The sequence below is a fragment of the Dietzia maris genome (assembly GCF_036287335.1).
Taxonomy (GTDB): domain Bacteria; phylum Actinomycetota; class Actinomycetes; order Mycobacteriales; family Mycobacteriaceae; genus Dietzia; species Dietzia cinnamea.
On the sequence record NZ_CP143053.1, the window covers coordinates 945,286 to 962,410 of the forward strand.

General features: G+C 71.4%; 15 protein-coding genes. 8 read left to right on the forward strand and 7 right to left on the reverse strand.

The window, feature by feature from the left end:
* Positions 1-25: 25 nt before the first annotated feature.
* Positions 26-343: a DUF4190 domain-containing protein gene (locus VYL96_RS04295; RefSeq protein ID WP_061229094.1), complete on the reverse strand. Its 318-nt coding sequence runs from the start codon at positions 341-343 to the stop codon at positions 26-28.
* 7 nt (positions 344-350) lie between these two features.
* Positions 351-1,166, reverse strand: coding sequence for a formate/nitrite transporter family protein (locus VYL96_RS04300; protein ID WP_061229093.1), 816 nt, complete (start codon positions 1,164-1,166; stop codon positions 351-353).
* Positions 1,167-1,479: 313 nt separating this feature from the next.
* Between VYL96_RS04300 and groES the strand changes: the two genes are divergently transcribed.
* The 4 genes from groES (at position 1,480) to VYL96_RS04320 (ending at position 5,396) form a co-directional block, all read left to right on the forward strand.
* Positions 1,480-1,773 (forward strand): co-chaperone GroES, encoded by a 294-nt coding sequence (gene groES, locus VYL96_RS04305; protein WP_182642644.1) that lies wholly within the window; start codon positions 1,480-1,482, stop codon positions 1,771-1,773.
* A gap of 123 nt (positions 1,774-1,896) precedes the next feature.
* On the forward strand, positions 1,897-3,519 hold the full coding sequence (gene groL / locus VYL96_RS04310) for a chaperonin GroEL (RefSeq protein WP_061229091.1): 1,623 nt from the start codon (positions 1,897-1,899) through the stop codon (positions 3,517-3,519).
* 273 nt (positions 3,520-3,792) lie between these two features.
* Positions 3,793-4,374 carry a sigma-70 family RNA polymerase sigma factor gene (locus VYL96_RS04315; RefSeq protein WP_043568407.1) on the forward strand — a complete coding sequence of 194 codons (582 nt, stop codon included), beginning with the start codon at positions 3,793-3,795 and terminating at the stop codon, positions 4,372-4,374.
* Entirely contained in the window at positions 4,371-5,396 is a 1,026-nt protein-coding gene (locus VYL96_RS04320) for a hypothetical protein (RefSeq protein ID WP_082767739.1), read from the forward strand. Before VYL96_RS04315 ends, VYL96_RS04320 begins: the two co-directional genes overlap by 4 nt.
* Positions 5,397-5,506: 110 nt before the next feature.
* Here the strand turns inward: VYL96_RS04320 and VYL96_RS04325 are convergent, their stop codons facing one another.
* The gene (locus VYL96_RS04325) at positions 5,507-5,929 is read right to left on the reverse strand and encodes a DUF5319 domain-containing protein (RefSeq protein ID WP_043568413.1); all 423 of its coding nucleotides are present in this window, start codon (positions 5,927-5,929) and stop codon (positions 5,507-5,509) included.
* Positions 5,930-6,042: 113 nt separating this feature from the next.
* Here VYL96_RS04325 and guaB point away from each other — a divergent pair, with 113 nt between their 5' ends.
* The 3 genes from guaB to VYL96_RS04340 all read left to right on the forward strand — a co-directional run bounded on the left by guaB (position 6,043) and on the right by VYL96_RS04340 (position 10,702).
* A complete protein-coding gene (gene guaB, locus VYL96_RS04330) occupies positions 6,043-7,578 on the forward strand; it encodes an IMP dehydrogenase (RefSeq protein WP_061229089.1) in 1,536 nt (511 codons plus the stop codon).
* A 6-nt stretch (positions 7,579-7,584) separates the two neighbouring features.
* A complete protein-coding gene (locus VYL96_RS04335; RefSeq protein ID WP_061229088.1) occupies positions 7,585-8,724 on the forward strand; it encodes a GuaB3 family IMP dehydrogenase-related protein in 1,140 nt (379 codons plus the stop codon).
* Positions 8,725-8,914: 190 nt separating this feature from the next.
* Positions 8,915-10,702: a GMC family oxidoreductase gene (locus tag VYL96_RS04340; protein WP_061229087.1), complete on the forward strand. Its 1,788-nt coding sequence runs from the start codon at positions 8,915-8,917 to the stop codon at positions 10,700-10,702.
* Here VYL96_RS04340 and VYL96_RS04345 read toward each other — a convergent pair.
* Positions 10,674-12,149, reverse strand: coding sequence for a WS/DGAT/MGAT family O-acyltransferase (locus tag VYL96_RS04345; protein WP_061229086.1), 1,476 nt, complete (start codon positions 12,147-12,149; stop codon positions 10,674-10,676). The genes VYL96_RS04340 and VYL96_RS04345 overlap by 29 nt on opposite strands.
* Positions 12,150-12,273: 124 nt before the next feature.
* Here VYL96_RS04345 and guaA point away from each other — a divergent pair, with 124 nt between their 5' ends.
* Positions 12,274-13,878 carry a glutamine-hydrolyzing GMP synthase gene (gene guaA, locus VYL96_RS04350; protein ID WP_274532675.1) on the forward strand — a complete coding sequence of 535 codons (1,605 nt, stop codon included), beginning with the start codon at positions 12,274-12,276 and terminating at the stop codon, positions 13,876-13,878.
* 478 nt (positions 13,879-14,356) lie between these two features.
* Here guaA and VYL96_RS04355 read toward each other — a convergent pair whose 3' ends face one another.
* From VYL96_RS04355 to VYL96_RS04365, 3 genes are all read right to left on the reverse strand, one after another.
* Positions 14,357-15,190 carry a hypothetical protein gene (locus VYL96_RS04355; protein ID WP_243699696.1) on the reverse strand — a complete coding sequence of 278 codons (834 nt, stop codon included), beginning with the start codon at positions 15,188-15,190 and terminating at the stop codon, positions 14,357-14,359.
* Positions 15,191-15,368: 178 nt separating this feature from the next.
* The gene (locus VYL96_RS04360) at positions 15,369-15,809 is read right to left on the reverse strand and encodes a hypothetical protein (RefSeq protein WP_061229085.1); all 441 of its coding nucleotides are present in this window, start codon (positions 15,807-15,809) and stop codon (positions 15,369-15,371) included.
* A complete protein-coding gene (locus VYL96_RS04365) occupies positions 15,806-17,098 on the reverse strand; it encodes a PspC domain-containing protein (RefSeq protein WP_061229084.1) in 1,293 nt (430 codons plus the stop codon). Before VYL96_RS04365 ends, VYL96_RS04360 begins: the two co-directional genes overlap by 4 nt.
* Positions 17,099-17,125 lie beyond the last annotated feature (27 nt).

Sequence of the window (17,125 nt, forward strand, 5' to 3'; positions counted from 1 at the left end):
CGGCGCCGGCACGGCGCCGACGCGGCTAGAACCCGAGAATCGCCATCCCCATCGCGGCGGACGTGAGCGCGAGGACGAGGAACATGAGCATCCACGCGATGCCGAGGTAGCCGATGACGAGGGCCGAGATCGCCATCGCGCGGCCCTCCTGTCCCCGCCGCCTGATCTGCGCGAGCGACACGTGCCCGAGGATCACCACGATCACGGTGATGACCGCGGGCACCAGCGGGACGAACAGGCCGAGGAACGAGCCGAAGACGACGTTGCCCACGGCGACGACGAGGGCTACGAGAGCCAACTCGTTTCCGCCTGCCGGGTGCACCGGGTCATACGGGTCGGACACCGGCCGGTCAGTCCCCGGCCGGTTCGGTGCGATCGACGCGGGTCCGTTGCGCGAAGTACAGGCCGAGCCCGGCGAGCGTGAACCCGCCGATGAAGTTCCCGATGTGGACCGGGATCTGGTTCCACAGCAGCCAGTCGGCGACGCTCACGTCCGCCCCGAGCATCATCCCCGCGGGGATCGTGAAGTGGTTGACCACCGCGTGCTCGTAGCCGAGCGCGAAGAACGTGAGGATCGGCAGCCAGATCGCCAGGATCTTGCCCGAGGTGCTCGAGGAGGAGAACGACATGATCACGCCCAGCGCCACCAGCCAGTTACACAGCACCGCGCTGAGCGTCACCCAGCTCAGCCCGGTGACCAGGCCCGCCTCCTTGTAGGCGATCGTCTTCTCCACCGCGAGGTCGGCGAGGGCCTGGGCGCCGGTCGCGTCCGGCTCCGTGCCCATCCCCGTGAGCACGGAGGTGATCATCCAGGCGGCGGCGAGTCCGCCGATCGTGTGGCCGAGGATCATCCAGCCGAAGACCCGCAGACAGTCCCGCACCCGGACCCGCTTCTCCATGACCGCGAGCGGCACGAGCCCGTAGGCGCCGGTGACGAGTTCCCACCCGAGCAGCACGACCAGGGTGAGGCCGATGGGGAAGAGGACGGCGCCGACGATCTCGACCCCGGTCGCGTCGGTGACCATGACGGCCAGCGTCGTGGCCGCGCCGAGCAGATAGACGGCGAGGAAGCCCCGCAGTGCCAGCTGCCATCCCGGGATGTGGGCCTTCTTCTCCCCGGCGTCGACGGTGGCGGTGACGATGTCGGGAGGGGCTACTGCAGTCATTGCTGGGCCTCGCTGTCCTCGATGGGTGATCGGATCGGGCAGAGGTGTTCTGGTCGCTGACGTCCGTGCGTGCGGGCGAGCCTACCGGCGGCGGGGGGATCCGCAACGCGAAGAGCCTGCACGCGGTTTCCTTGAGTGCTGGCACTCGCCTGTGTAGAGTGCCAATAGACACGGTGCACCGAGGGCGTCACCCGCGACGGCGCACGCGGCGGGCCGGGTCGTACGGAAACCACGGGACGCCCTCGGTGTCCCGGATCTTCGAACCACACTCCGAGCCGCCCGGGATCCGGGCGGCCACACCCCATACGGGAGGATCATCGTGGCGATCAAGCCGCTTGAGGACAAGATTCTCGTCGAGGCCATCGAGGCCGAGACCACCACGGCGTCCGGCCTCGTCATCCCGGACACCGCCAAGGAGAAGCCCCAGGAGGGTACCGTCGTCGCGGTCGGCAAGGGCCGCTTCGACGAGGACGGCGACCGCATCCCCATGGACATCAAGAAGGGGGACAAGGTCATCTACTCGAAGTACGGCGGCACCGAGATCAAGTACGAGGGCAAGGAATACCTGATCCTCTCCTCGCGTGACGTCCTCGCGGTCATCGACTGACGTGAGCCGCGTCAACCCCGCCCCGGCGGCGCCGGCGACTGCCAGGCACCACCGGGGCGGTGGTGTCTCGCGCCGCGACACCGTATCGACCCGACCACCCACTTCCCTCCAGGAGTTCCATCAATGTCCAAGTTGATCGCGTTCGACGAGGAGGCCCGCAAGGGCATGCTCGCCGGTGTCGACGAGCTCGCCGACACCGTCAAGGTCACGCTCGGCCCCAAGGGGCGCCACGTCGTGCTCGCCAAGGCGTTCGGCGGCCCCACCGTCACCAACGACGGCGTCTCCATCGCCCGTGAGATCGAGCTGGCCGAGCCGTTCGCGAATCTCGGGGCGCAGCTCGTCAAGAGCGTCGCCACCAAGACCAACGACGTCGCCGGCGACGGCACCACCACCGCCACCGTGCTCGCCCAGGCCCTCATCCGTGAGGGGCTGCGCAACGTCGCGGCCGGCTCCAACCCGATGGCGATGGGCAAGGGGATCGAGAAGGCCGCCTCCGCCGTCGTGGAGTTCCTCCGCTCGGCCGCGACGCCCGTCTCCGGCTCCGAGGCCGTCGCGCAGGTCGCGACCGTGTCCTCGCGTGACCCCGAGATCGGCCGCATGGTCGCCGAGGCCATGGACGCTGTCGGCGTCAACGGCGTGGTCTCCGTCGAGGAGTCGCAGGGGCTGCACACCGAGGTGTCCGTGACCGAGGGCATCGCCTTCGACAAGGGCTTCCTCTCGCCGTACTTCGTCACGGACCCGGATGAGCAGAAGGCCATCTACGAGGACGTCCTGGTCCTGCTCCACCGCGAGAAGATCAGCTCCCTGCCGGACCTGCTCCCGCTGCTGGAGAAGGTCGCCGAGACCGGCAAGCCGCTTCTAATCGTCGCCGAGGACGTCGACGGCGAGGCGCTGTCGACGCTGGTGGTCAACTCGATCCGCAAGACGCTCAAGGTCGTCGCCATCAAGGCGCCGTACTTCGGTGATCGCCGCAAGGCCTTCCAGGAGGACCTCGCGATCGTCACCAAGGGGCAGGTCGTGAGCCCTGACCTGGGCATGAAGCTGTCCGAGTGCGGACTGGAGGTGCTCGGGCAGGCCCGCCGCGTGACCGTGTCCAAGGACGAGACGATCATCGTCGACGGCGCGGGCGACCAGGCCGACGTCGACGCCCGCGTGGCGCAGCTGCGCCGCGAGGCCGAGGCCACCGACTCCGACTGGGACCGCGAGAAGCTCGAGGAGCGGATCGCCAAGCTCGCCGGCGGCGTCGCCGTGATCCGTGTCGGCGCGGCCACCGAGACCGAGCTGACCGAGCGCAAGCTCCGTGTCGAGGACGCCGTCAACTCGGCCAAGGCCGCCGTCGAGGAGGGCATCGTCGCCGGTGGCGGCTCCGTGCTCGTCCAGGCGGCCGCCGCGCTCGAGCGGCTCGCCGAGGACACCACCGACGCCGACGAGAAGGTCGGCGTGACCGTGGTCCGCAAGGCGCTGTCCGCCCCGCTGTTCTGGATCGCCGCCAACGCCGGCGAGGACGGCTCCGTCGTCGTCAGCAAGGTCGCGGACCTCGGCCCCCGGGACGGTTTCAACGCCGCGACGGGCGAGTACGGCAACCTGGTCTCCGCCGGGATCATCGACCCGGTGAAGGTCACGTCCTCCGCAGTCGTCAACGCGTGCTCGGTGGCCCGCATGGTCCTCACCACCGAGACCGCGATCGTCGAGAAGCCCGAGGAGAAGGGCGCCGACACGCACTCGCACGCCGGTCACTCCCACTGATCGCGACCGGCTCACGGGCCCCGTTCCCCGCACCGGCGGGGAGCGGGGCCCGTCGCCGTTCCATGCCGGTCGTGTGGTCCCGCGCCCGCGGCAAGGGTTACGCTGGGCGCTCAGCAGTACACCCCCGACACTCCGGTCACGCGCCTATTCTGAGCGCGAGCCGCGCCGGCCGCCCCCGGGCCCGGACGTGGGACCCGTCGCGACCCGTGTCGCGCCCCGAGAGAAAGGCCGTGCCCCGTAACACATCCGTGTAACGCGTGGCCCCCTAATCCGATGACAGGTACAGCAGACGAGTTGGAACTCGCCGTCGCCGACGCGGTCAAGGGTGACCGCGCCGCCGCCGCGCGTGTGCTGGAGCTCGTGCGACCCGGGGTGGTGCGGTACTGCCGCTCCCGCGTCGGAGGTTCGGAGAGGGCCAACCTGTCTGCTGACGATGTCGCCCAGGAGGTGCTGATCGCGGTGCTCTCGGCTCTGCCGGGATACCGGGACCAGGGACGTCCCTTCATGGCTTTCGTGTACGGGATCGCGGCCCACAAGGTCGCGGACGCCCATCGTGGCGCCGCGCGGAACAAGTCCGATCCCGTGGAGTACCTCCCCGAGGTGCTCTCGACCGACACGGGGCCGGAGGACCACGTCCTCGACGGCGAGGTGTCGAGAGCGGTGAGCCGCCTGCTCGACACCCTGCCCGAGAAGCAGCGGGAGATCATCCGACTGCGAGTCGTGGTCGGGCTCTCCGCGGAGGAGACGGCGGAGATCGTCGACAGCACGGCCGGAGCCGTGCGCGTCGCCCAGCACCGGGCGATGAAGCAGCTCCGCGCGAGAATCGAACAGGACGGAGAGGAGCGATGGCGATGAACGACGACGATGTCGACCCCGGCGCCCGGGATGCCGACGCCTCGCTCGACGAGCACGAGGTGGACCCGCTCGAGGTCGACCGCGACGACGAGCTCCTCGACACCCTCGGACGCGGAGAGCGCCCCGATGTGGACGATCCGCTCCTGGCCCTGTTCGCCGACTGGCGTGCCGAGACCGGATCCGCCGAGCTGCCCGCGCTGCCGAGTGACGAGGAGATCGAGGTAGCCCTCGCCCCGAACGTGTCGCGGCTGCGGCCCCGGCGCGGGTGGGTCTCCTCCGGCGACCACCATCACGGCAGGCGTCCCGCGCTCTGGCAGGCGGTGACCGGTGCCGCGGCCGTGGCCGCCGTGGTCGTCGGTGGCCTGTCCGTCGCCGCGCACAGTGCGATGCCCGGTGATCCGCTGTGGGGTGTGTCCAAGACGATCTTCTCCGACCGCGCCGGTGACGTCGAGCTGGTCAACGATCTCACCGAGTACCTCTCCGCCGCCGATCTCGCCGCCCGCGAGGGCGACCGGGGCGAGGCCGAGCGCCTCCTCGACGAGGTGAGCGAGCGGCTCGACGAGGTCTCCGACGCCTCGGAGCGCGTGGAACTGATGAAGCGCAGGGACGCCATCAAGCGCGATCTCAGCCGGGTGACACCGAGCACCGTGCCGTCGCCCGCGCCGGCGCCCGCCCCGACTCCGGCGCCCGCCCCCGCACCCGGAGCGGCAACGCTGGTTCCGGGTGTCCCGGTGCCGCTGCCGTCCAACCTGATCCCCCCGCCGCCCCCCGGGATGCCGGTCATCCCGCTGCCGCTCGACGGTCTGCGCATCTCCACGACGCTCCAGATCCCGATCGACACCCAGCGGATCCAGGACTTCCTGGCGCCCACCACGGGCCGACCGAGCGGGGACGTGGGGGAGGACCAGCTGGGCGTGCCGCCGTCACCGTCCCGCACCACGGTCACCCAGGTGCCCACCCCGACCCAGCAGCCCCCCACGTCGTCCCAGCAGGCGCCGGAGTCCACCCCGCCGACCAACTGATCGGCGGCGACCCCTTGGCCGGGTGGTTGCCCGTGTCGCACGCCGAACGAACAGATCCCCGCCTCCCGGTCAAGGGAGGCGGGGATCGGTCTCTCTGTCCGGGACCCGGGTCAGCGACGCCAGTTCAGCCGGCGCGGACGCATCGCGCGCACCGCGTCCGCGTAACCGCGGCAGTACTCCCAGGTGACGTAGTCGTCGGGGATGGGGTCGAAGGCGGGCTCGTGGGGCAGCAACGAACCGTCATCGAGCAACTGCATGAGGTTGGCGCGCAGCATGTCCCACTCGTGGTAGTGCTCCTCCGCACAGTCCTCGCACTGCACCGCGACACCCTTGACCCCGATCGGGGCCAGCAGTCGACGGAATTCGGCGAGGTCCGCCAGGTCCTCCTCGATCGCGCGTCGCTCATCGGCGTCGAGGGGGCCCGAGGGCACCCCGTCGTCGATGGGGTCGAGCCCGGCCAGCTCCGCGGCCGGGTCATCCGGATCGCCGGCGAACGGGTCGGGCGGCATTCCGTGCCGTAGGGGATCGTTCACGCCCTCCACCGTACCCGTGACCACGGTCTCACGGGGCCGACGGTTCGAGCCGCGGGCCCGGTAACCACTATCCTCGAACCCAGCACCGAGACGACCCCCCAGGAGGACGGCAGATGAGCGAGTCGCAAGGCCCAGTACGCACCGGCGGCGACGACCCGAGCAAGGTCGCGATGGTGGGCCTGACGTTCGACGACGTTCTCCTCCTCCCGGCCGCGTCCGAGGTGGTCCCCAGCGAGGTCGACACCAGCACGCGACTGACGCGGGAGATCACCCTCCGGGTACCCCTGATCTCCTCGGCGATGGACACCGTCACCGAGGCGCGCATGGCCATCGCCATGGCCCGGCAGGGCGGTATCGGTGTCCTGCACCGCAACCTGTCCGTGGGTGACCAGGCCGCGCAGGTCGAGACGGTCAAGCGGTCCGAGGCCGGGATGGTCACCGACCCGGTCACGTGTGCCCCGAGCGACACCCTGGCCGAGGTCGACGAGATGTGCGCCCGCTACCGCATCTCCGGCCTGCCGGTGACCGACGAGCGCGGCGAGCTGGTGGGCATCATCACCAACCGCGACATGCGCTTCGAGATGGACAAGTCGCGGCGGGTAGACGAGGTCATGACCCGTGCGCCCCTCGTGGTCGCGCGCGAGGGTGTGACCGCCGAGGCCGCACTGGGGCTGCTGCGTCGGCACAAGATCGAGAAGCTGCCGATCGTGGACGGGGACGGGCGTCTGACCGGCCTCATCACGGTCAAGGACTTCGTCAAGACCGAGCAGCACCCGAACGCCACCAAGGACTCCGACGGACGCCTCCGGGTGGCCGCCGCGATCGGCACCGGCGAGGACGCGTGGCAGCGCGCCGGCGCCCTCACCGACGCCGGTGTCGACGCGCTGGTCGTCGACACCGCCCACGCCCACAACCGCAACGCCCTCGACATGGTCGCCCGCGTCAAGCGTGAGCTCGGCGACCGCGTCCAGGTCATCGGCGGCAACCTCGCCACCCGCGGTGCCGCCCAGGCGATGATCGACGCGGGAGCGGACGCCATCAAGGTGGGCATCGGTCCCGGCTCCATCTGCACCACCCGCGTCGTCGCGGGCGTGGGCGCGCCCCAGATCACGGCCATCCTCGAGGCCTCCGTGGCCGCGAAGGCCGCCGGAGTCCCGGTGATCGCCGACGGCGGCATGCAGTACTCCGGGGACGTGGCCAAGGCGATCGCCGCCGGCGCGTCCTCCTGCATGTTCGGCTCGCTGCTGGCGGGCTGCACCGAGTCCCCGGGCGAGCTGATCTTCGTGGACGGCAAGCAGTACAAGGTGTACCGCGGCATGGGCTCGCTGGGAGCGATGCGCGGGCGCGGCAAGCCGGGCCAGGAGAAGTCGTTCTCCAAGGACCGCTACTTCCAGGACGACGTGCTCTCCGAGGAGAAGCTGGTGCCCGAGGGCATCGAGGGGCGTGTCCCGTACCGGGGCGACGTCGCGCAGGTCCTCCACCAGCTGGCCGGCGGTCTCCGCGCGGGCATGGGCTACACGGGGTCGGCGACCATCCCGGAGATGAACGACGCCCAGTTCGTCCAGATCACGGCCGCGGGGTTGAGGGAGAGCCACCCGCACGCGATCCAGATGACCATCGAGGCCCCCAACTACAACGTCAAGGACTGAGGGCGCGTGCGCAACGTCGTGGAGATCGGCCTGGGCCGCGAGGCCCGTCGGATGTACGGGCTCGGCGAGGTGGACATCGTCCCGTCCCGCCGGACCCGGAGTTCCAAGGAGGTGTCGACCTCCTGGCAGATCGACGCCTACCAGATGGACATCCCCGTGATGACGCATCCGACGGACGCGGTGGTGTCCCCGTCCTCGGCCGTCGAGTTCTCCAGGCTCGGCGGTCTCGCCGTGCTCAACGGAGAAGGTCTCTGGGCCCGTCACGCGGATCCCGAGGCGGTGATCGACGAGCTGCGTGAGCTCGCCCTGGAGGACCTGACCGGGCACCGCGCGGTCGCCCGCCTGCAGGAGCTGCACCGTGCGCCGATCGACCGCGAGCTGCTCGCCGCGTCGGTGCAGCGTATCCGCGACGAGGGCGCGACCGTGGCCGTGCGGGTCTCGCCGCAGCACGCGCGCGAACTCACGCCGGGTCTGGTCGCGGCCGGGATCGACCTGCTGGTCGTGCAGGGCACCATCATCTCGGCCGAGCACGTCAGTGGTGAGGACGCCCCGCTCAACCTCAAGGACTTCATCGGCGGACTCGACGTGCCGGTGATCGCCGGCGGCGTGGTGGACTACAAGACCGCCCTGCATCTCATGCGCACCGGTGCCGCCGGCGTGATCGTGGGCTATGGCGGCGCCGACGGCGTCACCACCACCGGGCCGGTGCTCGGCATGGAGGTCCACATGGCCACCGCGATCGCCGATGCGGCCGCGGCCCGCCGCGACTACCTGGACGAGACCGGTGGTCGCTACGTGCACGTGCTGGCCGACGGTGACATCTACACCTCCGGCGACATCGCGCGCGCGGTCGCGTGCGGTGCGGACGCGGTCGTGTTGGGCCCGCTGCTGGCCGGGGCGCTCGAGGCCCCGGGCCGCGGGGTGTACTGGAACTCCGTCTCCGCGCACCCCAAGGTCCCGCGGGGGCACGTCGCCGAGGTGGAGGACGAGACCGCCCTGGCGCCGCTCGTCGAGGTCCTCGAGGGGCCGACCAGCGTCCCCGACGGCACCCGCAACCTCATGGGGGCGCTGCGACGGGCCATGGCCAAGTGCGGGTACTCCGATGTCAAGGGTTTCCAGAAGGTGGACCTGTCCGTCCGTCCCTGACCCATCCGTCTCCAGTCCGCGCACCCGGAAGCCCGCCAGGGCCCGGGTGCGCGGCCGTTCCGGCGGGTGCCCCTGTCAGCCGCGCAACGCCCGTGTCCGCCCTCTGGACAAACCGCGGGCTACTGTCGGGTAAGTTAGCCGTGCTCAGGTACTGTGACCCACAACATCGACCACTCCCGGGAGTTGCATCATGACGGCACACACGCAGTCGACCCCGTCCCACGCCCCCTCCGCGGCGACGGACACCGATGTCCTCGTGATCGGATCAGGCTTCGGCGGCAGCGTGACGGCCCTGCGGCTGACGGAGAAGGGCTACCGCGTCACGGTGGTCGAGGCCGGTCGTCGCTTCGAGGACGCCGACCTGCCCAAGACGTCGTGGCGTCTCCACAAGTACGTGTGGGCGCCCAAGCTCAAGCTGTTCGGTATCCAGCGGGTCCACATGATGCGCGATGTGATGATCCTCGCCGGCGCGGGCGTGGGGGGCGGCTCGCTCAACTACGCCAACACGCTCTACAAGCCGACCGGCCAGTTCTTCAAGGACCGTCAGTGGGGCCACATCACGGACTGGGAGGACGAGCTCACGCCGTTCTACGACCAGGGCCGCCGCATGCTCGGCGTGGTCACCAACCCCACGCACACCCACTCGGACGAGGTCATGAAGAAGGTCGCCCGCGACATGGGCGCGGAGGACACCTTCGTCTACACCCCGGTCGGCGTGTTCTTCGGCGAGAAGACCGGGGGCCAGGGCAAGCCCGGCGAGAGGGTGCCGGATCCGTACTTCGGTGGGGTCGGGCCGGACCGCAACGCGTGCATCGAGTGCGGTGAGTGCATGACGGGGTGCCGTCACAACGCCAAGAACACGCTCATGAAGAACTACCTCGCCCTGGCCGAGCGCGCGGGTGCCCGGATCCTGGACCGCACGACGGTCAGCGACCTCCGCGAGCGCGCCGACGGGACGTGGGAGGTCACGCTCGAGCGGACCGGTGCGTGGACCCGGCTCGGCAAGCGCACCACGACCACGACCGCCCAGCAGGTCGTCGTGGCCGCCGGCACCTGGGGGACCCAGCACCTGCTCCACTACGCCAAGGACTCGGGCTCGTTGCCCCGGCTCTCGGACGCCCTCGGCAGGCTGACCCGAACGAACTCGGAGGCCATCCTCGGGGCGATGCGTCCGAACTACAAGCCGGAGCAGGACTTCTCCGAGGGCGTGGCCATCACGTCGTCGTTCCATCCCCGCTCGGACACCCACATCGAACCGGTCCGCTACGGCAAGGGCTCCAACGCCATCGCCATCCTGCAGACCCTCCTCACGGACGGTGACGGCCCGCTCCCGCGGTGGCGCGTCCTCCTCAACGAGGTCCGGCGCGACCCGAAGGTCTTCCTCCAGCTGTTCAACCTGCGCCGCTGGAGCCAGCGGTCGGTGATCGCGCTGGTCATGCAGAACCTGGACAACTCGCTGCAGACGTACGTCAAGCGTGTCGGGCCGTTCCGCTACGTCACCAGCAAGCAGGGGCACGGCGAGCCCAACCCGACGTGGATCCCGGCCGGCAACGAGGCGACCCGCAAGATCGCCGAGGAGATCGGCGGGCTGGCCGGGGGTACGTGGGGCGAGATCGCCAACATCCCGCTCACCGCGCACTTCCTCGGCGGCTGCGTGATCTCGGACTCGCCGGAGACGGGCGTCGTGGACCCGTACCACCGGGTGTGGAACTACCCGACGATGCACATCGTGGACGGTTCCGCGATCTCGGCGAACCTCGGCGTCAACCCCGCACTGAGCATCACCGCCCAGGCGGAGCGGGCGATGTCGCTGTGGCCCAACAAGGGCGAGGCGGACCCCCGGCCGGCGCAGGGGGAGTCCTACCGCCGCCTGTCCCCGGTGAAGCCGGTGCGCCCGGTGGTGCCCGAGGACGCGCCGGGTGCGCTGCGGCTGCCGATCGTCGAGGTCTCTAGCGGCGGGGCGCCTGCTCGCGGGTGAGCTCGAGCAGGTGGTCCATCGCCTCGCGGATCCCGGTGGCCACCAGGTCGGGGTCGGGGACGAGGTGCTCGCAGGCGTTGATGCCCACGTCGAGCTGCCCGTCGACGGACATGGCGGTGACGGACAGCCCGGAGCCGTGCATGAGCGGGCCGAGCGGATACATGCGGGTGACCCGTCCGCCGAGGAAGTCGAGTTCCTCGTCGGGGCCGGGGATGTTGGAGACCACCAGGTTGTGCACGACGGGGTGCAGGTCTGCGAGGTGGAAGTCGCCGTAGATCCGCATGAGCAGTTGCAGTGTGCTGGCGGGGGCGAGTTCGGCGACGTCCTGGATGAGGTCGGGCCGCATCCCGTTCCTGGTCTGCTTCTTGCCCCGGCTGGTGCGGGCGGAGATGGCGCGCAGTCGGTCGAGGGGGTCGGCGATGTCGGTGCCGAGGGACGCGAACAGGACGGTGACGCGGTTGTGGCCGCGGGCGCCGTCGGCGTCGCGGGTGGAGACGGGCACCACCGCGATGAGCGATGGGTCGGGCAGGTCGTCGTGGGCGCGGAGGTAGCGGCGTAGCCCGCCGCCGACCGCCGTGAGGTAGACGTCGTTGACGGTGACGCCGAAGGCGTCCTTGACCTCGGCGATCTCGTCGAGGTCAAGGGAGGTGCCCCACACGGCTCGGTGCGGGGTGATCGTGGCGTTGAACCGGGTACGCGGTGCGGTGAACGGCGCGGCTCTGGGGACGACGACGAGGTCCTCGTTCCCGTCCTCCGGGCTGTCGTCGTCGGGGGCGGGCTCGTCGGGTGTCTCCGTGGACGGGGGCGTGTGCAGTGCGAGGGGCAGGGTCAGGACCTCGGGGATGAGCCGTGCCAGGGTCAGCGGGCGTCGTACGGCGAAGTCCCACAGACCGCCGGCGAGGAGCCGGATGGGGTTGCCGCTGCCGGCCTCGACGCGCACCATGTCGAGGTCGCGGGGTGAGTCGGGTTGTCCGGCCCGGCTGAGTTTGAGCAGGATGTCGGCGCCGTTGGCCCCGTCGAGGACGGCGTGGTGGGCGCGGAAGTAGACGGCGACGGTGTCGGGTTCGGCGAGCCCCTCGAGGATCCACATCTCCCACAGGGGTCGGGTGCGGTCGAGCGGGCGGCTGCCGAGGGTGCCGCACATCTCGAACACGGCACGTTCGTCGCCTGGTTCGTCGACGTCGACGCGGCGGACGTGGGCGGAGACGTCGAGGTCGTATTCCTCGACCCAGGCGGGATGGCCGAGGTTGAGCGGGGAGTCGTAGATCTTGCGCCGCAGCTCGGGGAGTTCCTTGATCCGGCGGCCGAGCTCGGTGCGGAGTCGGCCGAAGGAGTAGGCGACCTCGAGGTCGGACACGTCGATGAACAGGACCGCGCCCACGACGAGGGGCTGCTGGGCGGTCTCGAGGTACAGCAGGCTCGCGTCGAACCCGGTCATCCGTTCCATGAGTGATCTCCCGCTCTGTGAGCCCGTCGCCGGGCCGGGGCCGTGGTGGGAGTTCATTGTTAACCCCTGTGCGGGGGATGTGGTGGAGTTCGGCGCACGGACCGTGGGGCCTAGACTCGACGCCGTGGCCGAGAACGCACAGACCGACTCCCAGATCACCGCCGAGGCGGTGGCGCCCCGTCCCGTGCTCGTCGTGGACTTCGGTGCCCAGTACGCGCAGCTCATCGCGCGGCGGGTGCGCGAGGCACGCATCTATTCCGAGGTGATCCCGCACACCGCGTCCGTGGAGGAGATCCGCGAGAAGGACCCGGTCGCGCTGGTGCTGTCGGGCGGGCCGGCCAGTGTCTACTCCGAGGACGCGCCGTCGATCGACCCGGCGGTGTTCGAGCTGGGGCTGCCGGTGTTCGGCATCTGCTACGGCTTCCAGGCGATGGCCGGTGCGTTGGGCGGCGAGGTCGCGCACACGGGGAACCGCGAGTACGGGCGCACCGACGTGTCCGTCTCGGGTGGCGTGCTGCACGCGGGCCTGCCGGAGCACCATCCGGTGTGGATGAGCCACGGGGACGCGGTCACCGCCGCCCCGGACGGCTTCGAGGTCACCGCGTCCTCGCCGGGCGCCCCGGTGGCGGCGTTCGAGAACCCGGAGCGGCGGATGGCCGGCGTGCAGTACCACCCGGAGGTGCTGCACTCGCCGCACGGCCAGCAGGTGCTGAGCCGCTTCCTCACCGAGGTCGCGGGGCTCGAGCCGACGTGGACGGCGGCGAATATCGCCGACCAGTTGGTCGAGGCGGTCCGCGAGCAGATCGGGGACGGGCGCGCGATCTGCGGACTGTCCGGTGGTGTCGACTCGGCGGTCGCGGCGGCGTTGGTCCAGCGGGCGATCGGTGATCGCCTCACGTGTGTGTTCGTCGACCACGGTCTGCTGCGCGCGGGCGAGCGCGAGCAGGTGGAGAACGACTTCGTGGCCGCCACGGGCGCCCGCCTCATCACGCTGGACGAGTCCGACGTCTTCCTGGGGCACCTCGACGGGGTGACCGATCCGGAGGCCAAGCGCAAGATCATCGGCCGTGAGTTCATCCGGTCCTTCGAGCGGGCGGTCACGCAGGCGCTCGAGCTCCAGGGCGAGGACGGCGGGTCGGTGGACTTCCTCGTCCAGGGCACGCTGTACCCGGACGTGGTGGAGTCCGGTGGCGGGTCGGGTACCGCCAACATCAAGAGCCACCACAACGTGGGCGGCCTGCCGGACGACGTGGAGTTCACGCTCGTGGAGCCGCTGCGGCTGCTGTTCAAGGACGAGGTCCGCGCGGTGGGCCGGGCACTCGGTCTGCCCGAGACGATCGTCAGCCGCCACCCGTTCCCCGGCCCCGGCCTGGCGATCCGCATCGTCGGCGCCGTGGACCGCGACCGGCTGGCCACGCTGCGGGCGGCGGACGCGATCGTGCGCGAGGAGATGACGGCCGCGGGCCTGGACGCCTCGGTGTGGCAGTGCCCGGTCGTGCTGCTCGCCGACGTGCGTTCGGTGGGCGTGCAGGGCGACGGCCGCACCTACGGTCACCCGATCGTGCTGCGTCCGGTGAGTTCCGAGGACGCGATGACGGCCGACTGGACGCGGGTGCCGTACGAGACGCTCGCGTTGATCTCCAATCGCATCACCAACGAGGTGCCGGACGTCAACCGCGTCGTGTTGGACGTGACCAGTAAGCCGCCGGGGACCATCGAGTGGGAGTGAGCGCCACCCGCTGAGCCGAGCCCCGCTCTGCCCGGCTCCGCGCGTGCCCGCCTCAAGCGCAGCCGCTCTTTCTCACACAGCGCCGAGCCACGAAACCGCCTCGTCGCACCGAGCTACGCAGCCGCTCCTAGCGATGGCGTCTCGCTCCCGCGCCTGCCCGGCTCGATTCGCAGCCGCTCCTCGCGATGGCGTCTTGCTCCCGTGCGTGCCCGCCTCGTTTGGCAGCCGCTCCTCGCGATGGCGTCTCGCTCCCGCGCCTGCCCGGCTCGATTCGCAGCCGCCCCTCGCGATGGCGTCTCGCCCACACCGAAGAGCGCGCGAGACGCCATGTTCACGTGCGGCTGTCTTCCGCGTGCGCAGACGCGGGAGCGAGACGCCAGGCCGATCAGCGGCTGTCGGCAGGTCGCGAGCGCTCATGCAGGCGCGAGACCACCGAGCCAACAGGCGACGGTCGGCCCGTCCCGCCGCGAAGTCAGCCTCAGATGTAGCCGAGCGCCTCGCGGCCGGCTGGGGTGAGGCGGACCCAGTTCGCGGTGGCGGGGGCGTGGACCTCGGTTGCCGGCAGTTCGAGCCAGCGCCGTCCCCGGCTGATGCGGCGGCGGATGTCGTCGGCATCGGTGCCGAGGACACCGGCGCACCAGGGGATGCGTCGCTCGGCGGTGTGATGCTGGAGAACCAGCAGCTCGAGCACATCCGGCGACAGCCGCCCGTCCGTGACAGCGGCCGCGGCATCGGCCGTCAGCGTGGGCGGTTTCTCGAGCCGGGTGCCGTGGATGTGGTCGGCGGTCTCGTAGCGGGGCAGCGAGAGCGCGGTCAGGCACCCCACCACCACCGCGGTGGCGAAGATGACCGGCCAGTGGTCGAACAGGTCGATCAGGCTGCCGAGGAAGATCAGGGTGTACATGGCGGGTCCGGCGAGGGCGGGGCTTCGCCACCAGCGGTGCCCGGGGGCCGCCGGGACTTCGGCGCTCCCGCTGTGCCCGCGGAAGCTCGCCCGGCGGGCCCAGAGGACGATCCCGATCACCGCGACCGCCGTCACACCGACGAGAGTAGTGAGAGCTGTTGCTAATCCGCCCGGCAGCAGGTCGGGATTGGCGATCATCGCGAACACGAGCGCGAAGAACACCCCCAGCGCCGGCCGCTGCCACGTGCTCTGCTTCTCGGCCCGCCGCCGCAGCTCCCAGACCCGGTCGACGATCGGCTCGCCGGCACCGGCAGGAGTGGCGGGCTCTGTCGCGCCGGCACCGGCAGGAGTGGCGGGAGCGGTCGACCCTGCGTCTCCGGCCGGGGGCGGGTCTGAGCTTGCGGACATGCGCCGACCGTAACAACCCGACCGCGGCGGCAACCCGACCGCGGCGGCAACCCGACCACGGCAGCAACCCGACCACGGCGATCGGCCGCCCCCGGGTGGCGAGGGCGGCCGATGCAGGGCGCGTCGGGTGCGGCGCACGCGGTGCACGGGGCGGCCGCGGGATACGCCGTCGACGAGGTCAGCGCCGCAGGACCATCATCAGTCCCACGAGCACAGCCAGGACGAGCCCGGCGGCCAGCAGCAGCGTCGGGGTGATCACCGGTGCCCCGAGGATCGCCCACACCGCGACGCCCAGCGAGGCCAGGCCCGCCACGGCGAGGACCGGGGAGCCGCCACGCCGACGCTCGGTCACCTCGACAGCGCGGGTCGGAGACGGGGCGGGCTCGGGGGCGACGCCGAACCCGAGCGGCTCGGGGGTCGAGAACCCGGCGCCGTAGGGGAGAGGGTCGTGCAGCGGCTGGTCGGGGCGGAAGCCGGTGTCGGAGGTGGGGCCTGGGCTGGTCATGTCGGTGCTCCTGTCTGGGTTAGGTCGGGTCCGGGAGTCGACGCCGGGCTTCGCGCCGGTGTAGGCGTCGGGCGTCGCGCCGGAGTCGCGGTCGCCGCCGGCCGGGGCGGTCACCGCGTCACCGTGATCGACCCGGCCTCGGTGGCGACGTCCAACGTGAGGACGGGGCCGGGCACCTCGCCGGGCGTGGGGACCGGGCAGTCGACGGAGCCGAGGTCGGCGTGGCAGCTGAGGTCCACGGCGAGGTCCTCGGGCAGCAGGACGCGCACCCCGCCGAGGTCGTTGCGGACGCTGAAGTCGCGGTCGCGGTCGAGGTCCATCTCCCGCAGGTCGACGGTCACCGAGCCCAGCTCGTGGACGACCGGGGTGTCGAGCTGCGCGGGCTCGGTGATGTCGACCCGCAGGTCACCGGTGCCCTCCCAGCCGCCCTCGGGCAGGTGGGGCTGGACGAGCGAGGCCAGCAAGACGAACCCGACGAGCGGGCCGGCCACCACGAGCAGCCCGTGGCCGCGTCGGGTGAACGCCCCCACCACCAGGCCGCCCGCCACCACGGCGAGGGCGATCGCCGCGATCCGCGTGGAGTCGAGCCAGGTGATCCCGCCCAGGGTGGACAGGCCGATCGCGACGGCCGTGGCGATGAGCGCGAGCCCGAGGGTGACCTTGGTCAGGCGCGAGCGGGGCGTGGCCGGCTCGGGGTCGGGACGGGGCGCGTCCGCGGGGTCGGGCAGGTCCCACGCGAAGGGCGCCGCGCCGAGCGGGTCCCAGGCGGGCGGGACGGGCGGACCGTAGACGGGCTGGCCGTGGGGGACCGGGCCGTGGGAGGCCGGGCCGTAGGGGGCGCCCGCGCCGACGCCCGGGCCCGGGGCCGCCCCCGGCGCGCGCCAGGGGCCGGGGCGGGTCGACGCGCCGCCGCGGTCGTGCGCGGGGGCGGGCCGCACGGAGGAGACCTCCGCCCACCCCGCCGGTGGGGTCGGGGTGCGGCGGTGCAGGCCGTACCACCCGGCGAGCATCGCGGCCGCCATGAGGAACCCGGCACCCACGAGGAAGGTGCCTCCGGAACCGCCGAAGGTGGGGGCGCTGATGAGGGCGACGACGACGAGGAGCACCGATGTCGTCCTGGATCCGGACGCCCGGCCCTTCCCGAGGAGCGCTTCCCCCCTGGACACCTCGTCGCCGGCGGCCCGCAGGAGGAGCCACAGCAGGGCGTAGAGGAACACCCCGGCCCCGCCCCAGAGCGTGGCGATCACGAAGACGATGCGGATCAGGACCGGGTCGACGCCGTAGCGTCGGCCGAAGCCTCCGCAGACGCCGGCGATCCGTGAGTCGTCCGGGGTCCGGACGGGCCGTGTCCGCCACAGGGAGCGGAGCTCTGACGGGACGTCGTGGGTGCTGGTGCTGGACATGCCCCTATCGTGCTCGGCCGGCGGGCC

What these genes read in the sequence shown, in the direction of transcription:
- VYL96_RS04355 (WP_243699696.1), bottom strand. Translation starts at nt 15,190, where the DNA reads ATGTCCGCAAGCTCAGACCCGCCCCCGGCCGGAGACGCAGGGTCGACC.
- VYL96_RS04320 (WP_082767739.1), top strand. Translation starts at nt 4,371, where the DNA reads ATGAACGACGACGATGTCGACCCCGGCGCCCGGGATGCCGACGCCTCG.
- VYL96_RS04345 (WP_061229086.1), bottom strand. Translation starts at nt 12,149, where the DNA reads ATGGAACGGATGACCGGGTTCGACGCGAGCCTGCTGTACCTCGAGACC.
- VYL96_RS04300 (WP_061229093.1), bottom strand. Translation starts at nt 1,166, where the DNA reads ATGACTGCAGTAGCCCCTCCCGACATCGTCACCGCCACCGTCGACGCC.
- VYL96_RS04365 (WP_061229084.1), bottom strand. Translation starts at nt 17,098, where the DNA reads ATGTCCAGCACCAGCACCCACGACGTCCCGTCAGAGCTCCGCTCCCTG.
- guaB (WP_061229089.1), top strand. Translation starts at nt 6,043, where the DNA reads ATGAGCGAGTCGCAAGGCCCAGTACGCACCGGCGGCGACGACCCGAGC.
- groL (WP_061229091.1), top strand. Translation starts at nt 1,897, where the DNA reads ATGTCCAAGTTGATCGCGTTCGACGAGGAGGCCCGCAAGGGCATGCTC.
- VYL96_RS04340 (WP_061229087.1), top strand. Translation starts at nt 8,915, where the DNA reads ATGACGGCACACACGCAGTCGACCCCGTCCCACGCCCCCTCCGCGGCG.
- VYL96_RS04315 (WP_043568407.1), top strand. Translation starts at nt 3,793, where the DNA reads ATGACAGGTACAGCAGACGAGTTGGAACTCGCCGTCGCCGACGCGGTC.